The sequence below is a fragment of the Flavobacterium pygoscelis genome (assembly GCF_023162025.1).
GTDB classification, from domain to species: Bacteria; Bacteroidota; Bacteroidia; order Flavobacteriales; family Flavobacteriaceae; genus Flavobacterium; species Flavobacterium pygoscelis.
Genome location: NZ_JALNUB010000016.1, coordinates 1 through 20,052, shown reverse-complemented (window position 1 = coordinate 20,052; position 20,052 = coordinate 1). Strand labels below are relative to the sequence as shown.

Genomic DNA, 20,052 nt, shown 5'->3' with positions numbered 1-20,052 from the left:
CAATCTAAATAACAGACCAAGAAAGGTTTTGGGTTTCAAAACACCTAATCAAATGAGAAGCGAAGAAATCAACAAAATGAATCACACAAAGGCTTAAGTTTGGAAATAACTTTTGGCTTCTTAAAAACCAAAAAAGTTATTCTAAAATTAAGCACATAATCTAAGAAAAATACTAAATTTGATTAATTAAAAAAAAACTAACATTGTTGCGCTAGACCCTTGAATCCGCCAACCGTAAACAAAAGAAACAAGTGAAAAAAGCGATTTTATTTTTATTGACAGCATTATCTTTGAATCTTAATGCTCAGAATATTTTCCCTGTTAAATTAGATAATTGCAAAACAGACAGATTTTGCCTTGATTGTGGAGATGTAAAAGCTGGATATAACGAGCAAGAATATTTGAAATTACAAAACAAACTACAAGAATCTTTAAACCTAAAAGGCATAAAAGGTGCTGTTAAATTTCAAGTCCTTGTTGATTCAAAAGGAAAAGCTTGCGTTTTAAGTCATACTGACCAGTCAAATAATCCGATTACTTTAAAAATTATCGAAGAACTCAATAAATTTAAAAAATGGACGCCTGCAACTACATCGGGAAAGAAGGAAGAAAAATCATCAATCAATATTGTTTTTACTATAAATGACAACAAAATTGAAGGAAAGATTGAGAGAGTTGATATGAAAGCATTTAACAAATCATTTGACAAACCAAACAGTCCAGAAATATTCAATAAAACATATAATTATAAAAATGAAAATCTAAAGAATTACAAAATAACAGTTTGGAATTCTAATAATTCAAATCTTCCAAACAATATGAATGACCATATTGTGATTGATAAAGATGGTTTAATTTGGCTGACCATAGATGAAGGTTTAGTAACTTTTGATGGAAAAAGTTTTAAAAATGCTGAACAAAATATAACTGACAAAGGAAAGTTCTTTTCATATTATGCAATTGCGTCTGATAACAACAATTTAAAATGGGTGTATGGCACAAATAATATCTATAGTTTTGACAATACAAAATGGACAAAATATGACCCAAAAGAAATTGGAATTGATGGTGCATATGAAATTATAAATAATCCGAAAACAGGCGAGGTGTTTTTCTGTTCTGATGAAGGATTGACAATTTTTCAAAATGGGAAATGGTCAAATATAAATAAAGATAAAGTAAAAGAGTTTCCTTCTAACAGAGTTGCATTTGCAAAAAGAGATTCTAAAAACAGAATTTGGATTGGGACTTATAGCGGAACAGTAATGATTGACGAAAATGGGAAAGCTACAAATTTTGAAAATAATTCAACTGTGCTAAAAGGAAAATGTATTACTTCAATGGACGAAGATGAAAATGGAAATCTTTATTTCACATTATACGAATTCGAAAGAAAAGAAAAAGGAAAAGTAAACAATGATGAAGGTATTGCAATTAGATATGCTGATGGAACTTTCAAACAATTCACAACAGAAAATTCTGGAATGCCATTCAATCATACAAACTGCGTTGTTTATGACAAAAATGAAAAAGTGCTTTGGATTTCCACGGACAGAGCTGGTTTAGTGAGATATGACCTTAAAGATGGTTGGGAGAATTATCATAATGAAAATTCTGAAATTCCCACTTCTTACATTTCGACAATGACTCTTGACGAAAAGGGTAATTTATATTTAGCGACAAGACAAGGATTAGTGAAAATTGAACGGAATTAAAATACTGCTGGTAACATCAGTTTGGCAAAATGGCGGGTTTAGTGCAAAGTTCAAGAGTTGTTCTTCTGTTCAACTTTTGTGCAAAATTGAAGTTTTATGCTTCGATTTCCGCCACTTCGTACAGCTGAAAACCGTTACCTGCAAGCTTAAAAAAACGCAACTGAAACAAAATTAAATAGTTACTGTCTTTACATTAAAATATTAAACAATGAAAAACACATTCTTTCTTCTCTTATTTTCAACATTTATTATTTCGTGCAGTCAAAAAACACTAACCACTATGACAACCGATAATAATATAAATGATAGTTTGACTAAAAAATTAAAATTAGCTTATGATAAAGGAGCAATTATGGGTTTTTCAGTTTCTGTAGTAAATCAAAAGGGATTGATTTATGATAAAGGTTTTGGATTTACAGATATTGAGCAAAAAAAAGAATACACTTCAAGTACAACCCAAAATATAGCGTCAATATCCAAAACATTAATTGGAATATCTTTGTTAAAAGCTCAGGAATTGGGAAAATTAAATCTAAATGACCCAATCAATAAATATTTGCCTTTCAAAATTGTTAATCCAACTTATCCTGAAACGCCAATCTTAATTAAACATTTAGCTTATCATACTTCTTCAATTATTGACCTTGATGAAGTTTATGCAAAATCTTATGTTTTAACTAAAAATAAACACGCCGAAAATGAAGGTATTTATGACTATTTCAATAAATCTGAAACCAACATTTCATTATTAAGTTTTATTCAAAATAGTCTTACACAAGATGGAAAATTGTACAGAAAAGACTCGTTTTCAAATACTAAACCAGGAGAAATACGGGAATATTCAAATATTGCGGCTGCTCTGTGTGCTTTAGTAATAGAATCTGCAACTGGACAAGATTATCGTTCTTTTACCAAAAATTACATTTTGAAACCATTACAAATGAATAGTTCTGGTTGGACAGCAATAGAAATTGATTCAACAAAACGTTCTCGATTATTTGCGAACAAAAAGAAAATGATAGCTGAATATTCACTTATAACTTATGCTGATGGCGGATTCTTAACATCGAGTAGCGATTTAGGTTTATTTTTATCGGAACTTATAAAAGGCTATAACGGAAAAGGGAAATTACTAAATAATGAGAGTTATCAAAAATTATTTGAAAAACAGAGTTTTTCAAATAATGAAAAAACTGAAACCTACGGAATTTTCAATGAATATCGCGATGATTTTTTAAATGTGAAAAACAATATGATTGGTCATAATGGTTCGGACCCAGGTGTTTTTACAGCGATGTATTTTAATCCAAAAACTGAAATTGGAAAAATAGTTATAGTAAATACCGATACAGATTTTACAGAAAATGTATGGCCAGAAATAGAAGATATATGGAAATATTTATCAAATTACGAAAACAGTACAAATAAATAAAGCCAGCAAGGTAATAGCGGTTTGCATAAATGGCGAAATATGTGGTAAACTCACGGTTATCTTCCGTAAGAAATTTTATCTTAGACGAAAATAATCGGTTACGAAGTTCGCCACTTCTGCAAGCCTCGAAACGTTATGCACAATTAAACCGAATGACAAATCCTGAAATAGGTTGACTAAAAATTAAGCACTTTTAGCAAACTATGGAACCCACAAAAAATGGACACTGTCCAAAAATTGAGTACAAAAAAATTGGTTTCGACCTAAAACTTTCCATCATTGGCCAAATTTCAAACGGTCAAATTTCAGTAAATCACGCTTCTAAATTACATGGAATTTCTCGCTCTTCAATAACCTATTGGATGAGAAAATTGCGTTCCTTTGAACAAAATTCTAAAACAATGAGCAAAAACGATGAAATCAAAAAACTCAAAGAACGTATCGAAGAACTAGAGTTCGTTAAAGACTTTCAACAAATGATAATTGCTGATTTTGAAGTCAGTACTAATCTTGATTTCGCAAAAAAGTCATTACCCGAAGCATTACTAAAAGAAGTGGAGAAAAAGAAAAAAGACCTTTTAAAATCAAATGGTTCTCACAATGCTTCGGAATAAGCAAACAGGCTTATTACAAACGAATTAACAAGCAAAAAACGCAAGAGTCACAGGCTCATATAATCAAAGAACTCATCACTCCTATTCGTCAAAAAATGGCACGATATGGAGCAAAAAAATTATACCTAGACTTGCAAGATGACTTTCTAAAAAATGATATAAAAATAGGGAGAGATAAATTCTTTTACTTTTTAAAATATCACAATTTATTAATCAAAAAAACAAAGCTATATCATATAACAACCGATTCAAAACATGGGTTTTATAAGTCAAAAGACTTACTTATTAATCTTGAAATAAAGCATGCAGAACAAGTATTTGTTAGTGATATAACATACATCAAACTGGCTTCGAAACATGCCTATTTAGCCCTGGTTACTGACGTGTATTCCAAGAAAATTATGGGATACAAAATTGATACAAATATGAGAGTTCAACTCGTCAAAGACGCACTAAATATGGCAGTTAAAAATAGACTTTATAACAACGAAAATCTAATACATCATTCCTATAGAGGGATACAATATTGCTGTCCGGACTTTGCTGAATTTGCCAAATCTAAGAATATTATTTTAAGTACAACTCAAAACTCAAGCCCTTATGAAAACGCCGTAGCAGAAAGATTTAACGGAATTTTAAAACATGAATTTGGACTAAACAAGACTATTCCTAATTTAAAAACAGCTGAAAAAATGGTTAAACAAGCTATCGAAATTTACAATAATGAGCGTAGACATTGCTCCCTTGAAATGAAAACTCCACAATATGCACATCAAAATCAAACACACAAATACAAGTCTTATAAAAACAAAAAAAATATTACTTTAGCTATGTAGGAATGTTGAGAAGTTTGGAAAAAAATCCCTTCAAAGATTTTTTCTAAACTTATCAATATTACGTCAATAATAAACTATTTTTGAAATTATACAGTAACCAAAAATAGTCAACCTATTTCAGGACAAGACACTAAGAAAAATACTAAATTTGATTAATTAAAAAAAACTAACATTGTTGCGCTAGACCCTTGAATCCGCCGACCGCCAAAAATTAAAAACTTGAACAAATGGACAACATAAGAGAAAAAATTATCCAAAATTACATAGACGGTTACAACGAATTTGACATTGAAAAAATGGTTCGTGATTTAGATGATGAAATCGTTTTCCAAAATATTCAAGATAAAGAAATGAATATGACACTAAACGGAATAAACGCTTTCAAACAACAAGCCGAACAAGCAAAATCTTATTTTGAAAACAGACAACAAAGAATAACTTCCACGAAACACATTGATGACAAGACGGAAATTGAAATTGAGTATTCTGCTGTTTTAGGAATGGACTTTCCAAATGGGCTGAAAAAAGGACAACAACTTGAAATAAAAGGGAAATCCATTTTTGTATTTAAGGACAACAAAATTTCTGAACTTACAGATATATCCTAGTAAAAACGAACTTATGAACAATCAAAAACTAAAACAACGAACCGCTAACAGCAGTTTGGCAAAATGGCGGGTTTAGTGCTAAATTCAGCCGCAGTTCTTCGATTGAACTTTTGTGCAAAACTGAATATTTGTGCTTCGATTTCCGCCACTTCGCCAAGCTGCAAAACGTTGGCTTTAATTATCCAAAAATTGGGAGAATTCAATAACTTAATGTAATAGTTTTAACTTTTTTAAATTTGTTGAATAAATTTCTATTTTTTACTTATGTAAAAACGATTTTAAGTAGCTTATTGCACACTGTAACTAGAGTTGCATTTTGTTCTTTGCTTTAGCTCCTAACAGGTTATATAATGAACCAGAATTGTGATTTGGTTTTTAGGCATCTAGGGCTAACATACGTAAAACATTCCGCAGTTGTTTGTCTCTTGTTTATATATCTTAACAAGTCCTCTTACACTACTTCCATTTAATATTGATTGGAACTTATCTAACTCCATAAAATCTAAGTTTGACATTAGATCAAATTTATATTAAATATGAATTTGCAAGAAATTGTAGGGATAATTGTGATTTGGATTGTGGCACTACACTTGAAAGATGAATTTTATAAGTGTATTATAAACAAGCATTTTGATGAACGTTGGGTGGATCCGCACTTAAATAAATTTAGTGGTCTAGATTCATAATCTATCTGCTTATTATTTAAATTATATTGCCATTTGTATGTGCATATTGCTTTTTATATGACAAATCCACTATATTTACTCAAAATTAAGTTGTAGTGAGCTCTTTAGATATGCTTACGTTAGGCAAGCAATTGAAAAACCAAATTAATGGACAAATCAACACTTAACACCTATTTCCATTCCTTGTTTCCAATCCAGAAAGAAGTCGTGGAAAAAATTACGGAAACATTTTCTAATTTTGTATTAGTTAAGAATACTACGCTGTTGGATAAAGATACCATTAGTACAAAAACATATTTTTTGGAGAAAGGATACATGCGCTCCTATCTTCTTGATGAAGATAATAATGAAGTTACAACAAACATCTATTCAGGTCCTTGTTTTGTAAATGACTTTTTATCCTTCTTCAAAAAACAACCTACAAAAGAAATCTATCAAACCCTGACTGACTGTGAAATATGGGAAACTTCCTTAGAAAATGTAGAAACAAATTTTCATAATATCGCCGAATTCAGGGAGTTTAGCCGTCTTTTATTTGTAATCAATTATTATAAACTTAACGACAGAGTAATTGAAATGGCAAGTCAAAAAGCAGAAACTAGGTATTTAAATCTTTTAAAACAGCAGCCATTTACTTTTCAACATGTTCCTCTTAAAATTATAGCTTCATATTTAGGAATTACAGACAGTACATTAAGTAGAATTAGAAAAGAAATCAGTAAACTATAATTTCTTGACATTTATCAAGTGCTTATCTATTCGTGAATTTTGATCTTTGTAAAAAAAATATGAATAAGAAACAGATTGTTATCATAGGTCTTGGGGGTGTTGGCGGTTATTTTGGCTTTAAGATAAATCAAGCAAACGAAAAAATTAAGCAACATTCAATTTCTTTTGTAGCAAGATGTCAGACTTACGATATTGTAAAAGCAAATGGACTAACGTTACTTTCTCCTGAACATTCAATAAGTATAACAAAACCCGATGCGATGCATCAAACAGTTTTCAATATTTCTAAGCCCGATTTGGTATTTATTTGTGTTAAAGAATATGATTTAACGAATATTTGTGAGCAACTATCCGAAGTAATTACAAAAAACACCATTCTTATACCAATGATGAATGGTGCTGATATTTATGATCGAATTCGTGAAATCATACCCTATAATATTATCCTTCCCTCCTGTCTTTATGTTGCGTCACATATAAAAGAAAAGGGTATTATTGAACATAAGGGAAAGTCAGGGAAATTAATTTTAGGCAAGGACCCAGAACATATTTCTGAAGATATAGGTTGGGTTATAAAGTTAATAGAAAATAGTAAAATAGATTTTGAATTTAAAGACAATTCATTACTTGATATTTGGACGAAATTTATTTTTATAGCAAGTTTTGGCTTAATAACTGCAAAATACAATTCATCAATAGGAGCCGTTTGCAGTATTCAATTACAAAAAGAAGCAGCAACGAAAATAATGGATGAAATAAAATCAATTGCAGATCGGAAAGGAATTTATCTGCTAGACAACATTATTCAAAAGACATTTGAAAAAGCTGCTACGTTTCCTCCAAAAACACCTACCTCTTTACAACTTGATTTAAATTCCGGAAAAGGTAATAATGAATTAGAGTTGTTCGCTGGAACTATTATCAAATATGGAAAAGAATTGAATGTGAAGACGCCTTTTACTGAAAGTATCTATCAAGAAATAAAAGCCATACACGACATTTAAGGCGCAATGATTTTAAAGCATGTGTTTGCCCGAAAACTAAAATTCAAGGAAACAACCAAAAAGCACAAAATGCCAAAATATCTTATATAAAGTCCTCAAAACCGACCAGCGCCATGAAGTTATCCGTCAACATAAGAAAACCGAAATGAACAAATATAAATCTACAAATGACTCACGATAGTATTAAACTCTTTTTAGAATCATTCAAGATATTGACAGATGTTGAAATTAACAGCTTTATTCAAATGCTAACTCATAAGCTCTTCAAAAAATCGGAGTACTTTAGTAAGGAAGGCGAAACTTGTAAACAAGTAGCATTTGTTTTATCGGGAAGTTTACGTAGTTATTATAATTCGGACAAAGATGAAGAAATTACTTACTGTATTACGTTTCCCAACAGCTTAGTGACTGCCTACTCCTCATTCTTAACGGCACAGCCAACACAAGAAAATATACAAGCAATTGCTGAAACTGAAGTATTAATCATTCAGAAGATGGATTTTGAGGTCTTAATTCAACAAAATCCTAATTGGGTTTATTTCTTAAAAACAATAGCCGAACAACAATACATTGAATTAGAAAAAAGAATATTTAATTTACAAAAAAGTGACGCAGTAAAACGATATGCAAACCTGATGAAAAATCAACCAGAGTACATTCAAAAAATTCCTTTACAATATTTAGCCTCTTACTTGGGAATTTCACAACGACATTTAAGCAGAATACGAAAAGAATTTACTTTTTAGACATTTGTCCTATTAATAAAGTTTAACAGGATTTAGCTTTGCACATCTAACATTTAAAACTAGAGAGATGAGCAAAAAAATTTTAATAATTGGTGGAACTGGTTTGATTGGTAAAACTATTTATGAAATGCTGTCAAGTAGAAGTCCTTCTTTGAAAATTTTCATCGCAACAAGGAATAAAGATGGAAATCCAGACCATATTTACATCGATGTAAATGACAAAAGCACATTTGTATCATTAAACATACATTCGATCAGTCTAATCATTATTTGTACAAAAGACTATCATAATAATATTTTAGATTATGCAATAAAGTCTAAAATCGATTATATTGATATTACAAAACCTACAAGCGAGTTAATTAAATCTTTAGATTTTACCCGTAAAAGATCCTTTGAAAGTAAAATTGTATTTGGTTCTGGATGGATGGGTGGCATTGCCCCATTGTTAATAAATGCAAAAAAAGTGGTTATTAAAGATATTACAAGTGTTGCGATATTTATTTACTACTCTACTAAAGATAAAGCCGGAAAAAGTTCTGCTGATTTTATGGCAGAGAATGTAAGTAAGACGTTCAATTTCTATCAAAATAATATAAAAATTATTACCAAGCATTTTTTAAATTCAAAGTATCATAAATTTGATTTTGACGGCAAAAATAGAAAAGTATATGATTTTGATATTCCAGATTTATATATTTTTAACCAGATAGAAAAAATTCCAACCGTAACAGCCAAACTAACTTTTGATTCTAAATTCATTACTTCGGCTCTAGGCATTATGCAAAAAATAAATTTATTTAAAATTTTAAATTTTAAAGAAAAAAAATTAATATTTGGAGGCAGCGGAAGTGGCGACATTTCTTCTTTTGAAATATCTTTTTCTAAAAGCAACTTAAATACTGAAAAAGTGACGATTAAATGCCGAGAAGGGCAAGCAGCGTTGACCGCCTTTTCTACGGTACTTCACATTGAAAAAATGCTAAAAAATGATATTAAGAGCGGTGTTTATTTTAGTCATCAACTACACGATCCTACAGAGTTTATATCTTCATTAACTTCAAATAACGCGATTAATATAAATATTTAATTATGAAAAAAATAGTTATTATAAATGGTCATCCTAATAAAGAAAGTCTGAATTCGGCATTCGCAATATCATATAAGAAAGGTGCTGAAAAGGCTGGTGCAGAAGTAAAAGAAATTGTTGTTGCTAGTCTAAATTTTAACCCCAATTTACAATTTGGTTACCAAAAAAGAACTGAATTAGAACCCGATTTGATTGATGCTTGGGATAAAATAAAATGGGCAGACCATTTGGTTTGGATTCACCCTGTTTGGTGGGGCGGACTTCCTGCTATTATGAAAGGATTTATTGATAGAGTTTTTTTGCCAGGCTTTGCATTTCAGTACAGAGAAAACTCGATCCTATGGGACAAATTATTAAAAGGTAAAACGGCTCACATTATTACAACACTTGACCAACCTAGTTGGTATTATTGGTTAGCCTATGGCAGACCAAGTGTCAACCAATTAAAAAAATCTACATTAGAATTTTGTGGAATTAAACCCGTAAAAGTTTCGTACTATGGTATCGTTAAAAACTCAACAGACGCAAAAAGATTAAGATGGGTTTTAGAAGTTGAAAAAATGGGCAGACAGCAAAAATAAAGTAGAATACTTAAAAGCGGTAGGTCAAAAGTTATGGTTTGTTATTCAGCATACACATTTGGATAAATCATTATTTGTAGTAAAAATCCATATCTTAGTCAAATAAGACATTTAGCAGTTGGATTAAGAGTTGGAAATAAGGGGATCATAGAAGGTAACAGGACTGACCTTTTATAAGAGGTTATTAAGATGAATCCAAAGTATATGATGATGTGTATTTAATACATTAGGAAAGAAAAAAGATTCAATTAATAAAAATGAGTAAAGAAGAAATAAGGATAATTTAATAATAATTCTGTTAACATCGATGTGGTAATATGGTGAGCTTATTTCTAAATCCAAGTTAAGTACTTTGATTGAATTGTAACCCGATATAAAATATTGTGGTATTTTCCAATTAAACTTACACGATGGAATCAAATTAGCTAATGTACTAGATCTAAAAGACAATCATTATTTGTGTTTAAAGATAAAAATAACAGAACTAATGGACATTAGTCAACAATTGAATTTAGCTGACAAAAACCAAATGCTGGAATGAGTTTGGCAGTATGAAAAGTTTAGTAAAAAAATCTGAACTTGGTTCTTTTAACATAATTTAATATTTGTTAAGCATTTTAACTGCTTAATTGGAAATAAAGCTAGTACAAAAACATTTCTTGACAATCTAAAACAAAATTGTAGAACTCATAAATCTATCGCAACACATGAAAATAGATAATTTAAAACCATTTGACGGACAACATTGTGAAACCACAACCACCGGAACATTATTATTACAGCTTCATATTGAACTTTCTGAACCAATGCTTTTTGGACTTGGAGAAGGTCTAGGATACATATTTTGGAACATGAAATCTATGGATTACCCTTTTATTGGTGGACGAGTAAAACCTGACGTACTAACCGAAAATATAGCAAGAAACCTAAACCTTGAATTGACTGTAAATGAGACCTCATCGGTGCAAAAAGCTTGGGACAATGTAAAATCACTTATCGACAACGGACAAGCTGTAGGATTAAAGTTAGACTGCTTTCATCTTGAATATTTTTCAAGACCATTTCATTTTGCAGGACATTATACTGCTCTTTATGGCTATGACAGCGAAAACGCATTTTTAGTAGACACAAATCAACAAGGCGGACTAGTAAAAACTACTTTGAAAAGTTTGGAGCTAGCAAGAGCGGAAAAAGGACCTATGTCATCAAAAAATTTGTACTATACTTTGCACAAAACTGACAATGATTTTGACTTACGAACGGCAATTTTAAAAGCAATTAGAAATAATGCAGCTGAACATATAAATCCGCCAATCACAAACATAGGCTATAAAGGAATTTTGAAAACAAGTTCAGAAATTATCAAATGGTTCAAATTAAGCAAAGACATTGAAAATGATTTTAAAATGACTGCTATGTTGATGGAAAAAGCAGGAACGGGCGGGGCTTTATTTAGAAATTTATATCGTGATTTTTTGAAGGAAAGTTACGAACTGCTTAAACTAGACAAATTGAAACAAGGGCATATAGAATTTGTAGAAATAGCAAAACTATGGAAAAATGTTTCAGACCTTTTCATAAAAGTTAGTGAAACACGAGACATTAAATATATAGAAGAAGCATCGGAAATTTTAAAAATATTATCCATAAAAGAAAAAAATACAATGGAATTATTGGCCACAATATAGCCGTATTACAAATATCATTCTGGCGAAATTGCAGATTTATTTTAATAACGGTTTTCAGCATATCGTCGTGCCGTCAAAATACAGTATGCAATATAATAACCAACTTTTCAAATTATCAAAATCTTGTAGCTGGATTGTGCAATCTAATAGGCAAATTAACAGTTACCTTTTTCAACATCTTTCATTGCCTCTAGTAAAATTTTTTTTACTTGTCTTAATTCTCTAATTTTATTGTCAATCTCATCAATTTTTTTTTGCGCAATTTCAATTTTTTTACTGATAGACAATCGATTGTTAAACCAGTCTTCCATTGATTTTTTTATTTCAGACAGAGTAAAACCTGCTTTCTTTGATGCAATAATCCAAAACACTTTTTCAATGACAGTATTATCATACTGTTTATAATTATTAGACGTAACAGTTTCATCTGTTTTACCCATAATTAAACCGTAATTTTCATAGTATCGTAAGGTGTGTATTGACACTCCTGTCCGCTTTGACAACTCGTTAATTAACATGGCGTTATTTTCATTATTAAAATTATTTATACTATAGACTATACTCTATACTTGCTAGTTGCGAAATTACGTTGTAATTTTGCAACTAGCAAGTATATAAAGATAAAAATGATGCAAATAGCAATAATTGGAGCAACAGGCTCAACAGGAAAAGAATTAGTTCGTTTAGCACTTGAAGCAAATTACAATGTAACAATTGTTGTCAGAAATCCTGAACGCATATTATTTGATGAAAATGTAAACGTTTTAAAAGGAAACGTGAAAGATTTAGAAAGCCTTCAATTAGCTTTTAAGAACATAGATTTTGTAATAAGCTGTTTTGGTCCTAAAAATAATAGACAGGTTAATAATTTGTTGTCTATTGGAGCAAGTAACATTGTGAAAGCCTGTGAAAGTAATGCAGTAAAACGATTTGTTTTCATGAGTGGTTTTGTCCAAGCAGATTATGGTGAATTATCATTTACGACAAAATTACTTATGCCTTTCTTCCGACTCATATACAAGGATTCATACAACGATAAGGTAAAAGCAGAAGAAGCAATTCAAAAAAGCAACCTAAATTGGGTAATAGTTAGAGCTTCCGGTTTAAAAAAAGCCCCACCAGAACGAAAATATGTGGCAGGAGTTAAAACCAAAATTCATTTTGTAATGCTGCCTTACGCGGACTGTGCAAAATGTCTACTTGACGCAATAGTAGAAAAAAAATGGACAAGGCAAATTATTAATGTCGGTAAAATTTAAAAAAAACAAATAGATATTCCAAAGAACTGCTTAGAACAAGCATTTGCCTGGATTGATGCCTAATTTGAGTTATTTATATATATAATGTTTAGGTTTCCGCAATAAATGCTCGTGGTAAGATTCTCGAGTATAATGACTCGAAAATGCATTAGTGACTAATAAAAAACTAAAATTATGTCTTTTAGTTTTTTATTTACTATTTTTGTAGTAACCATTACAAAACTAATGAAAGGAAGACCGAACATATTTAGAGACCAGGAAATTATTCTTAAAGCCCAAGATATATTTTGGAAAAAAGGATACAACGCTACAACTTTATCTGATATTAGTAAAGCCACAGGTGCGGGCGCTGGTACCCTCTACCACACATTTAAAGGCGGAAAAAAAGAACTTTTTAAGAGGTCGCTTTTACAACGAAAAGCAGATTTAAATAATTTTAAAACTGCAATTGAGAATAGTGAAGATCCCATTGAATTGATTAAAGAATTTTTTATTAACGTAGCAACAGAATCAAAAGATGATCATTTCAGAGGCTGTATTGTCGCTAACACCATAGTTGAAATGACTTTTGTAGATGAAGAATTAGAAAACGAAGCTATCGATATATTAAAAGAAACGGAAAGACTATACACTAATACTATTCTTGAAGAACAAAAGAAAGGTACTCTAAAATCTGAAATAGAGGCTAGTGTTTTGGGGAGATATTTAATTACTGTTTGGTGCGGAATCAATTCACTAAGGAGAGTTTATCCAAATAAAGAAATATTAAGAATACAAATAGAGCTTCAATTAAAGCTAATCAATTGATTATGTATGAATATCTATTTATTAAACGCTACAAAAAGTAAACATGGATTTGAAATTAAAAGGTAAAAAAGCATTTATTAGTGGTTCAACGCAGGGAATTGGATTCGCAATTGCTCAGCAATTATTAGTAGAAGGAGCCGCCGTTATAATAAATGGAAGAGAAAAGTTAAAGACAGAACTAGCAAAGGACAAATTACAAAATCAATTTCCAAACGCTGATATTTCAGCTATAGCGGCTGATTTCACAAAGAAAGATGAAATTGAAAAATTGCTTCAAAAATTAACAGAAATAGATATTTTGATAAACAACGTAGGCATTTTTGAAATTGAAGAGTTTCAGAATATAACCGACAAGCATTGGTACAAATATTTTGAGATAAATGTAATGAGTTCTGTTCGACTGTCTCGACAAGTTTTGCCAAAAATGCAAAATAAAAATTGGGGACGTATTATTTTTATTAGTAGTGAATCTGGAGTAAATGTACCTGATAATATGATTCATTATGGAATGACAAAAGCAGCTATATCTGCAATTGCAAATGGACTTTCAAAATTGACAAAAGGCACTGAAATTACAGTTAATACAATTGTGGCAGGACCAACATATTCCGATGGTGTTTCACAAGTAGTTGAAGAAATTGCAGGAGCCCAAAATATTGAAATTGAAACGATGAAAAATGCGATTATTCAACGTTCTAATCCTCATATTTTATTAGAAAGATTTATAAATCCGCATGAAATTGCAAATTTAGTAACGTATTTATCAAGTCCTGTATCTATTGCAACAAACGGAGCTTCATTAAGAGCGGATTCTGGGGTTTTAAAAATAATTTAAATACATGCGCTTAAAACAATTTATTTAGTTACGAAATAAAGATATTTTAACAGCATTGTTTTTTTACTAAAATAAAATACTTTGTTATATCTTAGTTCTTATAAAAAATAGAGGAATTCAAACTCATTATGAAAATGATCTATTGTAACTTTTCAGTTATTTTAGATGAAGTGACTAATACAAATTGCTATACATATGAAAATACCTAACAAGAACATTAAATTTCCACTAGCTAATTATGGAAAACTATGTTTTCTTAAAAATATAATAACAAATCCTAACATTGATGTTGGAGATTTTACATACTATGATGACTTTGAAAATGTAGGTAATTTTGAGAAAAATGTGAAATATCACTTTGATTTTATAGGAGATAAATTAATAATTGGAAAATTTTGTATGATTGCTTCTGACGTCAAATTTATTATGAATGGAGCCAATCATTTGACAAAATCAATTAGTTCTTTCCCTTTTGCCATATTTGGTGATGATTGGAAAGATGCGATGATTGGAAAAGAATATCCAAATAAAGGAAATACTGAAATTGGAAACGATGTGTGGATAGGATTTAATGCTACAATAATGCCAGGGATAAAAATAGGTGATGGTGCTATAATTGCAAGTAATTCTGTCGTAAGTAGTAATGTTGAACCATATTCAATTGTTGGTGGCAATCCTGCAAAAGAGATTAAAAAAAGATTTACAAATGAACAAATTGAAAAACTTTTGAAAATTAGTTGGTGGAACTGGCCAATTGAAAAAATTACAAGAAATGTTCAGAATTTGACAAATGATAATATTAATGTTTTAAAGATGTAGTAAATCTAATATTAGGTGGTCATTAATGCGCGAGAGAAATTTAAATTTAACAAATTAGTAATTTTTGCCCTAATCTGATTTTGTTGGAAATTAGTTTATAATATAGTTCCAGCTAGAAAAAATAGAAAAAGAGATTAAAATTATGACCTAAATGCTCATGTTGTAGTGAAAGATTACTACAGCTAATACTATTATAAGTAGAAATTTGCAGTTGTTAATACTTTGAATTTTAAGCTAATTAATGGTTTATACACTAACTTATTAGCTATGCAATTCGGGAATTTCAATATTCAATTCGGGAATCAAACACTAGATAATTTGCACCGAATACAATCAGCGTATAGATTTGTTTTTGATTTAATCAAGAATACTAAATCTAAATAACCTACAATGAAATTATTTTCTGAGTCCCTGCAGTCGGAATTAGACCGAAAACTAGAACTGATACCTTTAGAAGGAGCTTATACAGTTCGTTATTATGAAGAGGCTATCAAAATCCTGATTATGGGTTTAGAAAAACTAAAAACCTACTTAATAAAATACAAATTCAAAGATAAAAATGAAGAGATTGAATTTTTTCGGTATGTCAAACCTATGTTTGCGGGAAAGCTCATTTATTATACCGAAATATATAATATTGAAACGAATAAACCCTACGGTCCCAAAAAAACACTTCGTAAATATTATAATTCTGAGTTGCTAAAACTAAAAACATTTTTCGACGAAAATCAGGAATTTTACCGCTATTACCGCACAAATAATCGATGCCTTGAAATTGGCTTCTTTATTCAATACAAATACTAAATATGCTTATAAAATAATTGCAAAATATCGTAACAAAGGAATTATTGAATATATCACTGATCTTAAAATTGATCATATCATAGAATTACTTAAAAATGAAACTAAATACCGTATTTACAAAAACAAATCTTTAGCAGACGAGGATGGCTTTGGCTCTACGCAAAACTTCACAAGAGCATTTAAAACCCAGACAGGAATATCCCCAAGCTGTTTTTGTATGGAATTAAACAAATCTTTAACAGCAGATATTTTAAATAATTGTAAGGAGAATTTAAATAATTCTATTGCCTCATCAGTAAGGACCGTAGTTTCTGCTTTTCGAATTAAATTGAGGCTCTGCTTAATTTTTAAATTTTTATATTGCTGATTCGTTTTTGCGGAAATAATTATTAAATTGGCTAATTTGAATAAATCTCCTTCAATTACTAAATTTTTTTTTAATGTAAACTTTAATTATATGCAATTATGATTGTAGCATCACACAATAAAGGTTGGAAAATTATTACTCAGCGTTCTCATGGCCTTCTAGCTGCTATGATTGCTTATCAATATGACATTAAATTACCCAATGAGATTATTGTTCCAACACTTATCGCAATAGCGGAACACGATGATGGTGTTGCAGAAACTTTAGAAAATAAAAATCTAACCGATGCTGGAGCACCTAGAAATTTTTTAGTAAGCGATAATTCAAGTAAGACTGAACTAAAGCAATATTTAAACGTTATGGAGCTAGCTACTTCTAAATGCCAGTTAAACGCTCTATTAACCTCTATGCATTTAAATTTTATCTTTGGTGGTATTAATGAGGAAAATGATTCTAAGCTAAATTTATTTCTAAAGGAACAAGAAACTAATCGTAAACAAATACTAAAGCACCTTAATATTGATAAAAAATATTCGGAACGTTTATATAGATTAGTTGAATGGTGCGATGCATTTTCTTTGCTAATTTGTTTGGATAAGATTCAACCTGAAGGTAGAAAAATGGAAGTATCTGAAAGTCCCGATGGAGATATAAATCAGGTTTTTTATAAAGATGAAAAGATCATATCATTAGAGCCTTGGGTCTTCAAAGAGAACTCCTTTACCGTTTTTTATGAATACAAAATTTTAGAACAGTTAAAATTTGCTTCGGTAGAAGAATTTAATAAAATTTGTAGCGAAGCTACAGTGCAAAGAGAAGAATTTATTTTTACGAAATAACTGTTAAAATTAAAAATTTACAAAGTGGTTAGTTACTGCGAAATATGCAGAATAAGAACTTAGGTAAAAGATATACATAGATTGAGTTTAATTCCACTTCATTTATGTTGCCTAATATTCTTAAGCTTCATCAATCTTATAAAAAGTAGTTAACTTCAAGATCTCGTATTATAAAAAAAATAAGTGTCCTAAGAAATTTTTTAAAACCACCTCAAATTACTAAATTAGTTATAAACTGCCTAACGGCGATTAATAAAAGGATATGAGTAGAGGATTTGTCAGGGAAAGCGACCAAGAGGAATTACCAATAGTTCCACCACGTGCTGATTTACCATTAGGCTTAGTTAACTACGTAACAAACATTGGATATGAAGAGTTATTGCTTGAACGCGATAACATGATATACGAGCGCGATAATCTTTTTATTCCAGATGAAAATGAAAAGCGTATAACTATTAATTTTATTAACGCTAAATTAAATCTGCTTTCAAATCGAATTTCAACAGCTAAAATAGTTATTCCTTCAAAGCAGCCAAAAAGTAAGGTTTGTTTTGGAGCTGAAGTCTTCTTTAGCGTAGACTTAGATCCTCAAATTAATAACTATAAAATTGTAGGAGTAGATGAGGCAAATATTGCAAAAGGGAAAATAGCATTTAACTCTCCTGTAGCAAAAATTATGATAGATAAAAAGGTAGGTGACATTGCAATACTGAAATTGGAAAATACAGAAAAAACTTTTAAAATTATATCAATTAGATATTAAAAATACGTGTAGCCACTTTTACGTGCACTTGGCGAAAATTAATATGCAAACACATTAAAGTCTTTATTATTAAAGTTAAAATTGCCAACTTTTTTAATTCCCATTTTTATGTGCGCTCTTAAAGAAGCTTCATTGTTACTTTCAATGAATAGAATTCCTTCCCGATTTGGTTCTTGAAGTAAAAGTTCTTTAAACATAAGTTGAGCAACGCCTTTTCCACGTTGTGTTTTACTAACGCAGACAGGGCCATAAATGTATGAGTCAATATTACCTTGATAAGACTTAAACATTTCATCAACAATTGGAACACTCCTTTTTTCATGAACAGCTTGTGATGTTGCTAAAAGAAAACCAACTATTTCTTGATTTATATAAGCTACAATTTGAGGCATATCTTTCATCATTTCCTCAATTTGATTTATATTCAATTCGCTTGATAAAGTTCCTCCTTTGGAATTTTGATTTTCAGATTGAAGTTTAACAATCCCTTCTAAGTCAATTGAATTTGCTATTTTTATAATAATATTATCTGCTTTAAACATAAATTACAAAGTTATTAGCAATATTGTTTTTTAGTATTTTAAATAATTATATGATTCATTTTTAGCCTGTTGCGGGCAGGTTACACATAACGTTTGGTCACTTGGCGATGTGGCGGATTAAGGAAGCCTAATCTTGCGGTTAATGACTAATTTTCCAATTACAAAACCCTCTTCAAATTAACCAAATCCCGCAACATTGCCAAACGACGGTTATGTGCTGTTTATTTTTACTTTACATTTATCTCATTATACAAATTATCAAGTACTTTTTCTAATATATCTCCTGTTCCATCAAAGCTAGCATTTGTCAATATGGATATTCCTATATTTTGTTTAGGATAAATCACAAACCAATTCTGCATTCCGTAGATTCCTCCGTGATGTCTTATAATTAATTCATCACCATTTTCTATGATGTACCAATGATAGCCTTCCCAAAAATCCGAACCTTCTTTAAACAATTTTTTATGAGATTCGTTGACAATAGGATTTGATTGATCTAGCTGCAATTTCATATATTTTACTAAATCCGGAGTCGTAGAGTGCAATCCTGAAATTCCGCCCCATAAAGTTCTATTGAAGTTAGGCATTAACTCGTTTTTATCATTATAACCTTTTACCAATCTTATTCTGTCATTTTCATTGAGTGTAAACTTGGTTAGGTTCATTTTATTTGGTTTCAAAATAAATTCAGTTACCAATTCTTCAAATGGTTTTTTATACACTTTTTCAAGTATATATGCTGTCACCTCTGGAGCTGTGTTTGAATAAAAATATACTTCTCCAGGTTTCGTTTCAATTTTTATTTGTTTTAATCCTTCAAAAAACGCCTTTTTATTTTCACTTTTTATTGGTATATTAGGAAATCCACTTGTGTGTGTAATGAGGTGTTTTATTTTTATAGGTTCACCTTTAAATTCTAAATTGGGATAAGGTTCATCAAGGTAGTTCCTAATATCATCATCTAAATTTATTTTTTTATCAAGTACGGCTTTCGCGGCTATATAACCTGTAAAAGTTTTAGTTACAGAAGCTATTTCATAAAGAGTAGAATCGTTTGGTTTGTTTCCTTTTCCGATAGTTAATTCTCCAAAATGTTTTATTGTTGATTCCCCATCTTTATACACTGCAACGGAAACAGAATGAAATCTTTTGTCATTTAATAACTGAAACGCATTTTTTGTAATCGCATTTTCAACATTTTGTTTATTGATTTGCTGAGCACTTTTACATCCAAGTAAGACAAAAAATAAAATAGTGATTAAATATTTCATTGTTATAATTTATA

General features: G+C 30.2%; 22 protein-coding genes. 19 read left to right on the top strand and 3 right to left on the bottom strand.

The window, feature by feature from the left end; all coding sequences use genetic code 11:
- Positions 1-251 precede the first annotated feature (251 nt).
- The 11 genes from MW871_RS15615 to MW871_RS15565 all read left to right on the top strand — a co-directional run bounded on the left by MW871_RS15615 (position 252) and on the right by MW871_RS15565 (position 11,729).
- On the top strand, positions 252-1,715 hold the full coding sequence (locus MW871_RS15615) for a ligand-binding sensor domain-containing protein (RefSeq protein WP_248429329.1): 1,464 nt from the start codon (positions 252-254) through the stop codon (positions 1,713-1,715).
- A 208-nt stretch (positions 1,716-1,923) separates the two neighbouring features.
- Positions 1,924-3,147: a serine hydrolase domain-containing protein gene (locus MW871_RS15610; protein ID WP_248429328.1), complete on the top strand. Its 1,224-nt coding sequence runs from the start codon at positions 1,924-1,926 to the stop codon at positions 3,145-3,147.
- A gap of 203 nt (positions 3,148-3,350) precedes the next feature.
- Positions 3,351-3,761, top strand: a complete 411-nt coding sequence (locus MW871_RS15605) for a helix-turn-helix domain-containing protein (RefSeq protein WP_248429327.1) — start codon at positions 3,351-3,353, stop codon at positions 3,759-3,761.
- Positions 3,677-4,597, top strand: a complete 921-nt coding sequence (locus MW871_RS15600) for an IS3 family transposase (protein ID WP_345799468.1) — start codon at positions 3,677-3,679, stop codon at positions 4,595-4,597. The genes MW871_RS15605 and MW871_RS15600 overlap by 85 nt, the downstream gene beginning before the upstream one ends.
- A gap of 227 nt (positions 4,598-4,824) precedes the next feature.
- Complete coding sequence (locus tag MW871_RS15595; protein ID WP_248429326.1) at positions 4,825-5,205, top strand: nuclear transport factor 2 family protein; 381 nt, start codon at positions 4,825-4,827, stop codon at positions 5,203-5,205.
- Between the two features lie 833 nt (positions 5,206-6,038).
- Entirely contained in the window at positions 6,039-6,620 is a 582-nt protein-coding gene (locus tag MW871_RS15590) for a Crp/Fnr family transcriptional regulator (protein ID WP_248429325.1), read from the top strand.
- 59 nt (positions 6,621-6,679) lie between these two features.
- Entirely contained in the window at positions 6,680-7,624 is a 945-nt protein-coding gene (locus MW871_RS15585) for a ketopantoate reductase family protein (protein ID WP_210645997.1), read from the top strand.
- A 167-nt stretch (positions 7,625-7,791) separates the two neighbouring features.
- Complete coding sequence (locus tag MW871_RS15580) at positions 7,792-8,370, top strand: Crp/Fnr family transcriptional regulator (RefSeq protein ID WP_210645996.1); 579 nt, start codon at positions 7,792-7,794, stop codon at positions 8,368-8,370.
- A 67-nt stretch (positions 8,371-8,437) separates the two neighbouring features.
- Entirely contained in the window at positions 8,438-9,460 is a 1,023-nt protein-coding gene (locus MW871_RS15575) for a saccharopine dehydrogenase family protein (protein WP_248429324.1), read from the top strand.
- 2 nt (positions 9,461-9,462) lie between these two features.
- A complete protein-coding gene (locus tag MW871_RS15570) occupies positions 9,463-10,041 on the top strand; it encodes an NAD(P)H-dependent oxidoreductase (RefSeq protein WP_248429323.1) in 579 nt (192 codons plus the stop codon).
- Positions 10,042-10,748: 707 nt separating this feature from the next.
- Entirely contained in the window at positions 10,749-11,729 is a 981-nt protein-coding gene (locus MW871_RS15565; RefSeq protein ID WP_248429322.1) for a BtrH N-terminal domain-containing protein, read from the top strand.
- A gap of 155 nt (positions 11,730-11,884) precedes the next feature.
- Here the strand turns inward: MW871_RS15565 and MW871_RS15560 are convergent, their stop codons facing one another.
- Positions 11,885-12,247: a MerR family transcriptional regulator gene (locus MW871_RS15560; protein ID WP_248429321.1), complete on the bottom strand. Its 363-nt coding sequence runs from the start codon at positions 12,245-12,247 to the stop codon at positions 11,885-11,887.
- Between the two features lie 108 nt (positions 12,248-12,355).
- On the opposite strand from MW871_RS15560, the gene MW871_RS15555 reads away from it, so the two are divergent.
- From MW871_RS15555 to MW871_RS15520, 8 genes are all read left to right on the top strand, one after another.
- Positions 12,356-12,988: an NAD(P)-dependent oxidoreductase gene (locus tag MW871_RS15555; RefSeq protein ID WP_188050810.1), complete on the top strand. Its 633-nt coding sequence runs from the start codon at positions 12,356-12,358 to the stop codon at positions 12,986-12,988.
- Between the two features lie 174 nt (positions 12,989-13,162).
- Entirely contained in the window at positions 13,163-13,795 is a 633-nt protein-coding gene (locus MW871_RS15550) for a TetR/AcrR family transcriptional regulator (RefSeq protein WP_248429320.1), read from the top strand.
- 43 nt (positions 13,796-13,838) lie between these two features.
- A complete protein-coding gene (locus MW871_RS15545; RefSeq protein ID WP_248429319.1) occupies positions 13,839-14,630 on the top strand; it encodes an SDR family NAD(P)-dependent oxidoreductase in 792 nt (263 codons plus the stop codon).
- A 195-nt stretch (positions 14,631-14,825) separates the two neighbouring features.
- Entirely contained in the window at positions 14,826-15,449 is a 624-nt protein-coding gene (locus tag MW871_RS15540; protein ID WP_248429318.1) for a CatB-related O-acetyltransferase, read from the top strand.
- A 390-nt stretch (positions 15,450-15,839) separates the two neighbouring features.
- Positions 15,840-16,253, top strand: coding sequence for an RteC domain-containing protein (locus MW871_RS15535; protein WP_248429317.1), 414 nt, complete (start codon positions 15,840-15,842; stop codon positions 16,251-16,253).
- The gene (locus MW871_RS15530) at positions 16,219-16,620 is read left to right on the top strand and encodes a helix-turn-helix domain-containing protein (protein WP_248429316.1); all 402 of its coding nucleotides are present in this window, start codon (positions 16,219-16,221) and stop codon (positions 16,618-16,620) included. The genes MW871_RS15535 and MW871_RS15530 overlap by 35 nt, the downstream gene beginning before the upstream one ends.
- A gap of 98 nt (positions 16,621-16,718) precedes the next feature.
- Complete coding sequence (locus MW871_RS15525; protein WP_248429315.1) at positions 16,719-17,459, top strand: DUF3891 family protein; 741 nt, start codon at positions 16,719-16,721, stop codon at positions 17,457-17,459.
- A 262-nt stretch (positions 17,460-17,721) separates the two neighbouring features.
- Positions 17,722-18,222, top strand: a complete 501-nt coding sequence (locus MW871_RS15520; RefSeq protein WP_248429314.1) for a GreA/GreB family elongation factor — start codon at positions 17,722-17,724, stop codon at positions 18,220-18,222.
- A 38-nt stretch (positions 18,223-18,260) separates the two neighbouring features.
- On the opposite strand, the gene MW871_RS15515 is transcribed toward MW871_RS15520, so the two are convergent.
- Positions 18,261-18,764, bottom strand: a complete 504-nt coding sequence (locus tag MW871_RS15515; protein WP_248429313.1) for a GNAT family N-acetyltransferase — start codon at positions 18,762-18,764, stop codon at positions 18,261-18,263.
- 227 nt (positions 18,765-18,991) lie between these two features.
- On the bottom strand, positions 18,992-20,038 hold the full coding sequence (locus MW871_RS15510; protein WP_248429312.1) for a serine hydrolase domain-containing protein: 1,047 nt from the start codon (positions 20,036-20,038) through the stop codon (positions 18,992-18,994).
- Between the last annotated feature and the right edge of the window lie 14 nt (positions 20,039-20,052).

Excerpts from the sequence above, each read along its gene's own strand:
- MW871_RS15565 (WP_248429322.1), top strand. The coding sequence starts at position 10,749 with ATGAAAATAGATAATTTAAAACCATTTGACGGACAACATTGTGAAACC.
- MW871_RS15590 (WP_248429325.1), top strand. The coding sequence starts at position 6,039 with ATGGACAAATCAACACTTAACACCTATTTCCATTCCTTGTTTCCAATC.
- MW871_RS15575 (WP_248429324.1), top strand. The coding sequence starts at position 8,438 with ATGAGCAAAAAAATTTTAATAATTGGTGGAACTGGTTTGATTGGTAAA.
- MW871_RS15525 (WP_248429315.1), top strand. The coding sequence starts at position 16,719 with ATGATTGTAGCATCACACAATAAAGGTTGGAAAATTATTACTCAGCGT.
- MW871_RS15555 (WP_188050810.1), top strand. The coding sequence starts at position 12,356 with ATGATGCAAATAGCAATAATTGGAGCAACAGGCTCAACAGGAAAAGAA.
- MW871_RS15545 (WP_248429319.1), top strand. The coding sequence starts at position 13,839 with ATGGATTTGAAATTAAAAGGTAAAAAAGCATTTATTAGTGGTTCAACG.
- MW871_RS15550 (WP_248429320.1), top strand. The coding sequence starts at position 13,163 with ATGTCTTTTAGTTTTTTATTTACTATTTTTGTAGTAACCATTACAAAA.
- MW871_RS15520 (WP_248429314.1), top strand. The coding sequence starts at position 17,722 with ATGAGTAGAGGATTTGTCAGGGAAAGCGACCAAGAGGAATTACCAATA.
- MW871_RS15610 (WP_248429328.1), top strand. The coding sequence starts at position 1,924 with ATGAAAAACACATTCTTTCTTCTCTTATTTTCAACATTTATTATTTCG.
- MW871_RS15510 (WP_248429312.1), bottom strand. The coding sequence starts at position 20,038 with ATGAAATATTTAATCACTATTTTATTTTTTGTCTTACTTGGATGTAAA.
- MW871_RS15585 (WP_210645997.1), top strand. The coding sequence starts at position 6,680 with ATGAATAAGAAACAGATTGTTATCATAGGTCTTGGGGGTGTTGGCGGT.
- MW871_RS15535 (WP_248429317.1), top strand. The coding sequence starts at position 15,840 with ATGAAATTATTTTCTGAGTCCCTGCAGTCGGAATTAGACCGAAAACTA.
- MW871_RS15595 (WP_248429326.1), top strand. The coding sequence starts at position 4,825 with ATGGACAACATAAGAGAAAAAATTATCCAAAATTACATAGACGGTTAC.
- MW871_RS15580 (WP_210645996.1), top strand. The coding sequence starts at position 7,792 with ATGACTCACGATAGTATTAAACTCTTTTTAGAATCATTCAAGATATTG.
- MW871_RS15515 (WP_248429313.1), bottom strand. The coding sequence starts at position 18,764 with ATGTTTAAAGCAGATAATATTATTATAAAAATAGCAAATTCAATTGAC.
- MW871_RS15560 (WP_248429321.1), bottom strand. The coding sequence starts at position 12,247 with ATGTTAATTAACGAGTTGTCAAAGCGGACAGGAGTGTCAATACACACC.
- MW871_RS15605 (WP_248429327.1), top strand. The coding sequence starts at position 3,351 with ATGGAACCCACAAAAAATGGACACTGTCCAAAAATTGAGTACAAAAAA.
- MW871_RS15540 (WP_248429318.1), top strand. The coding sequence starts at position 14,826 with ATGAAAATACCTAACAAGAACATTAAATTTCCACTAGCTAATTATGGA.
- MW871_RS15570 (WP_248429323.1), top strand. The coding sequence starts at position 9,463 with ATGAAAAAAATAGTTATTATAAATGGTCATCCTAATAAAGAAAGTCTG.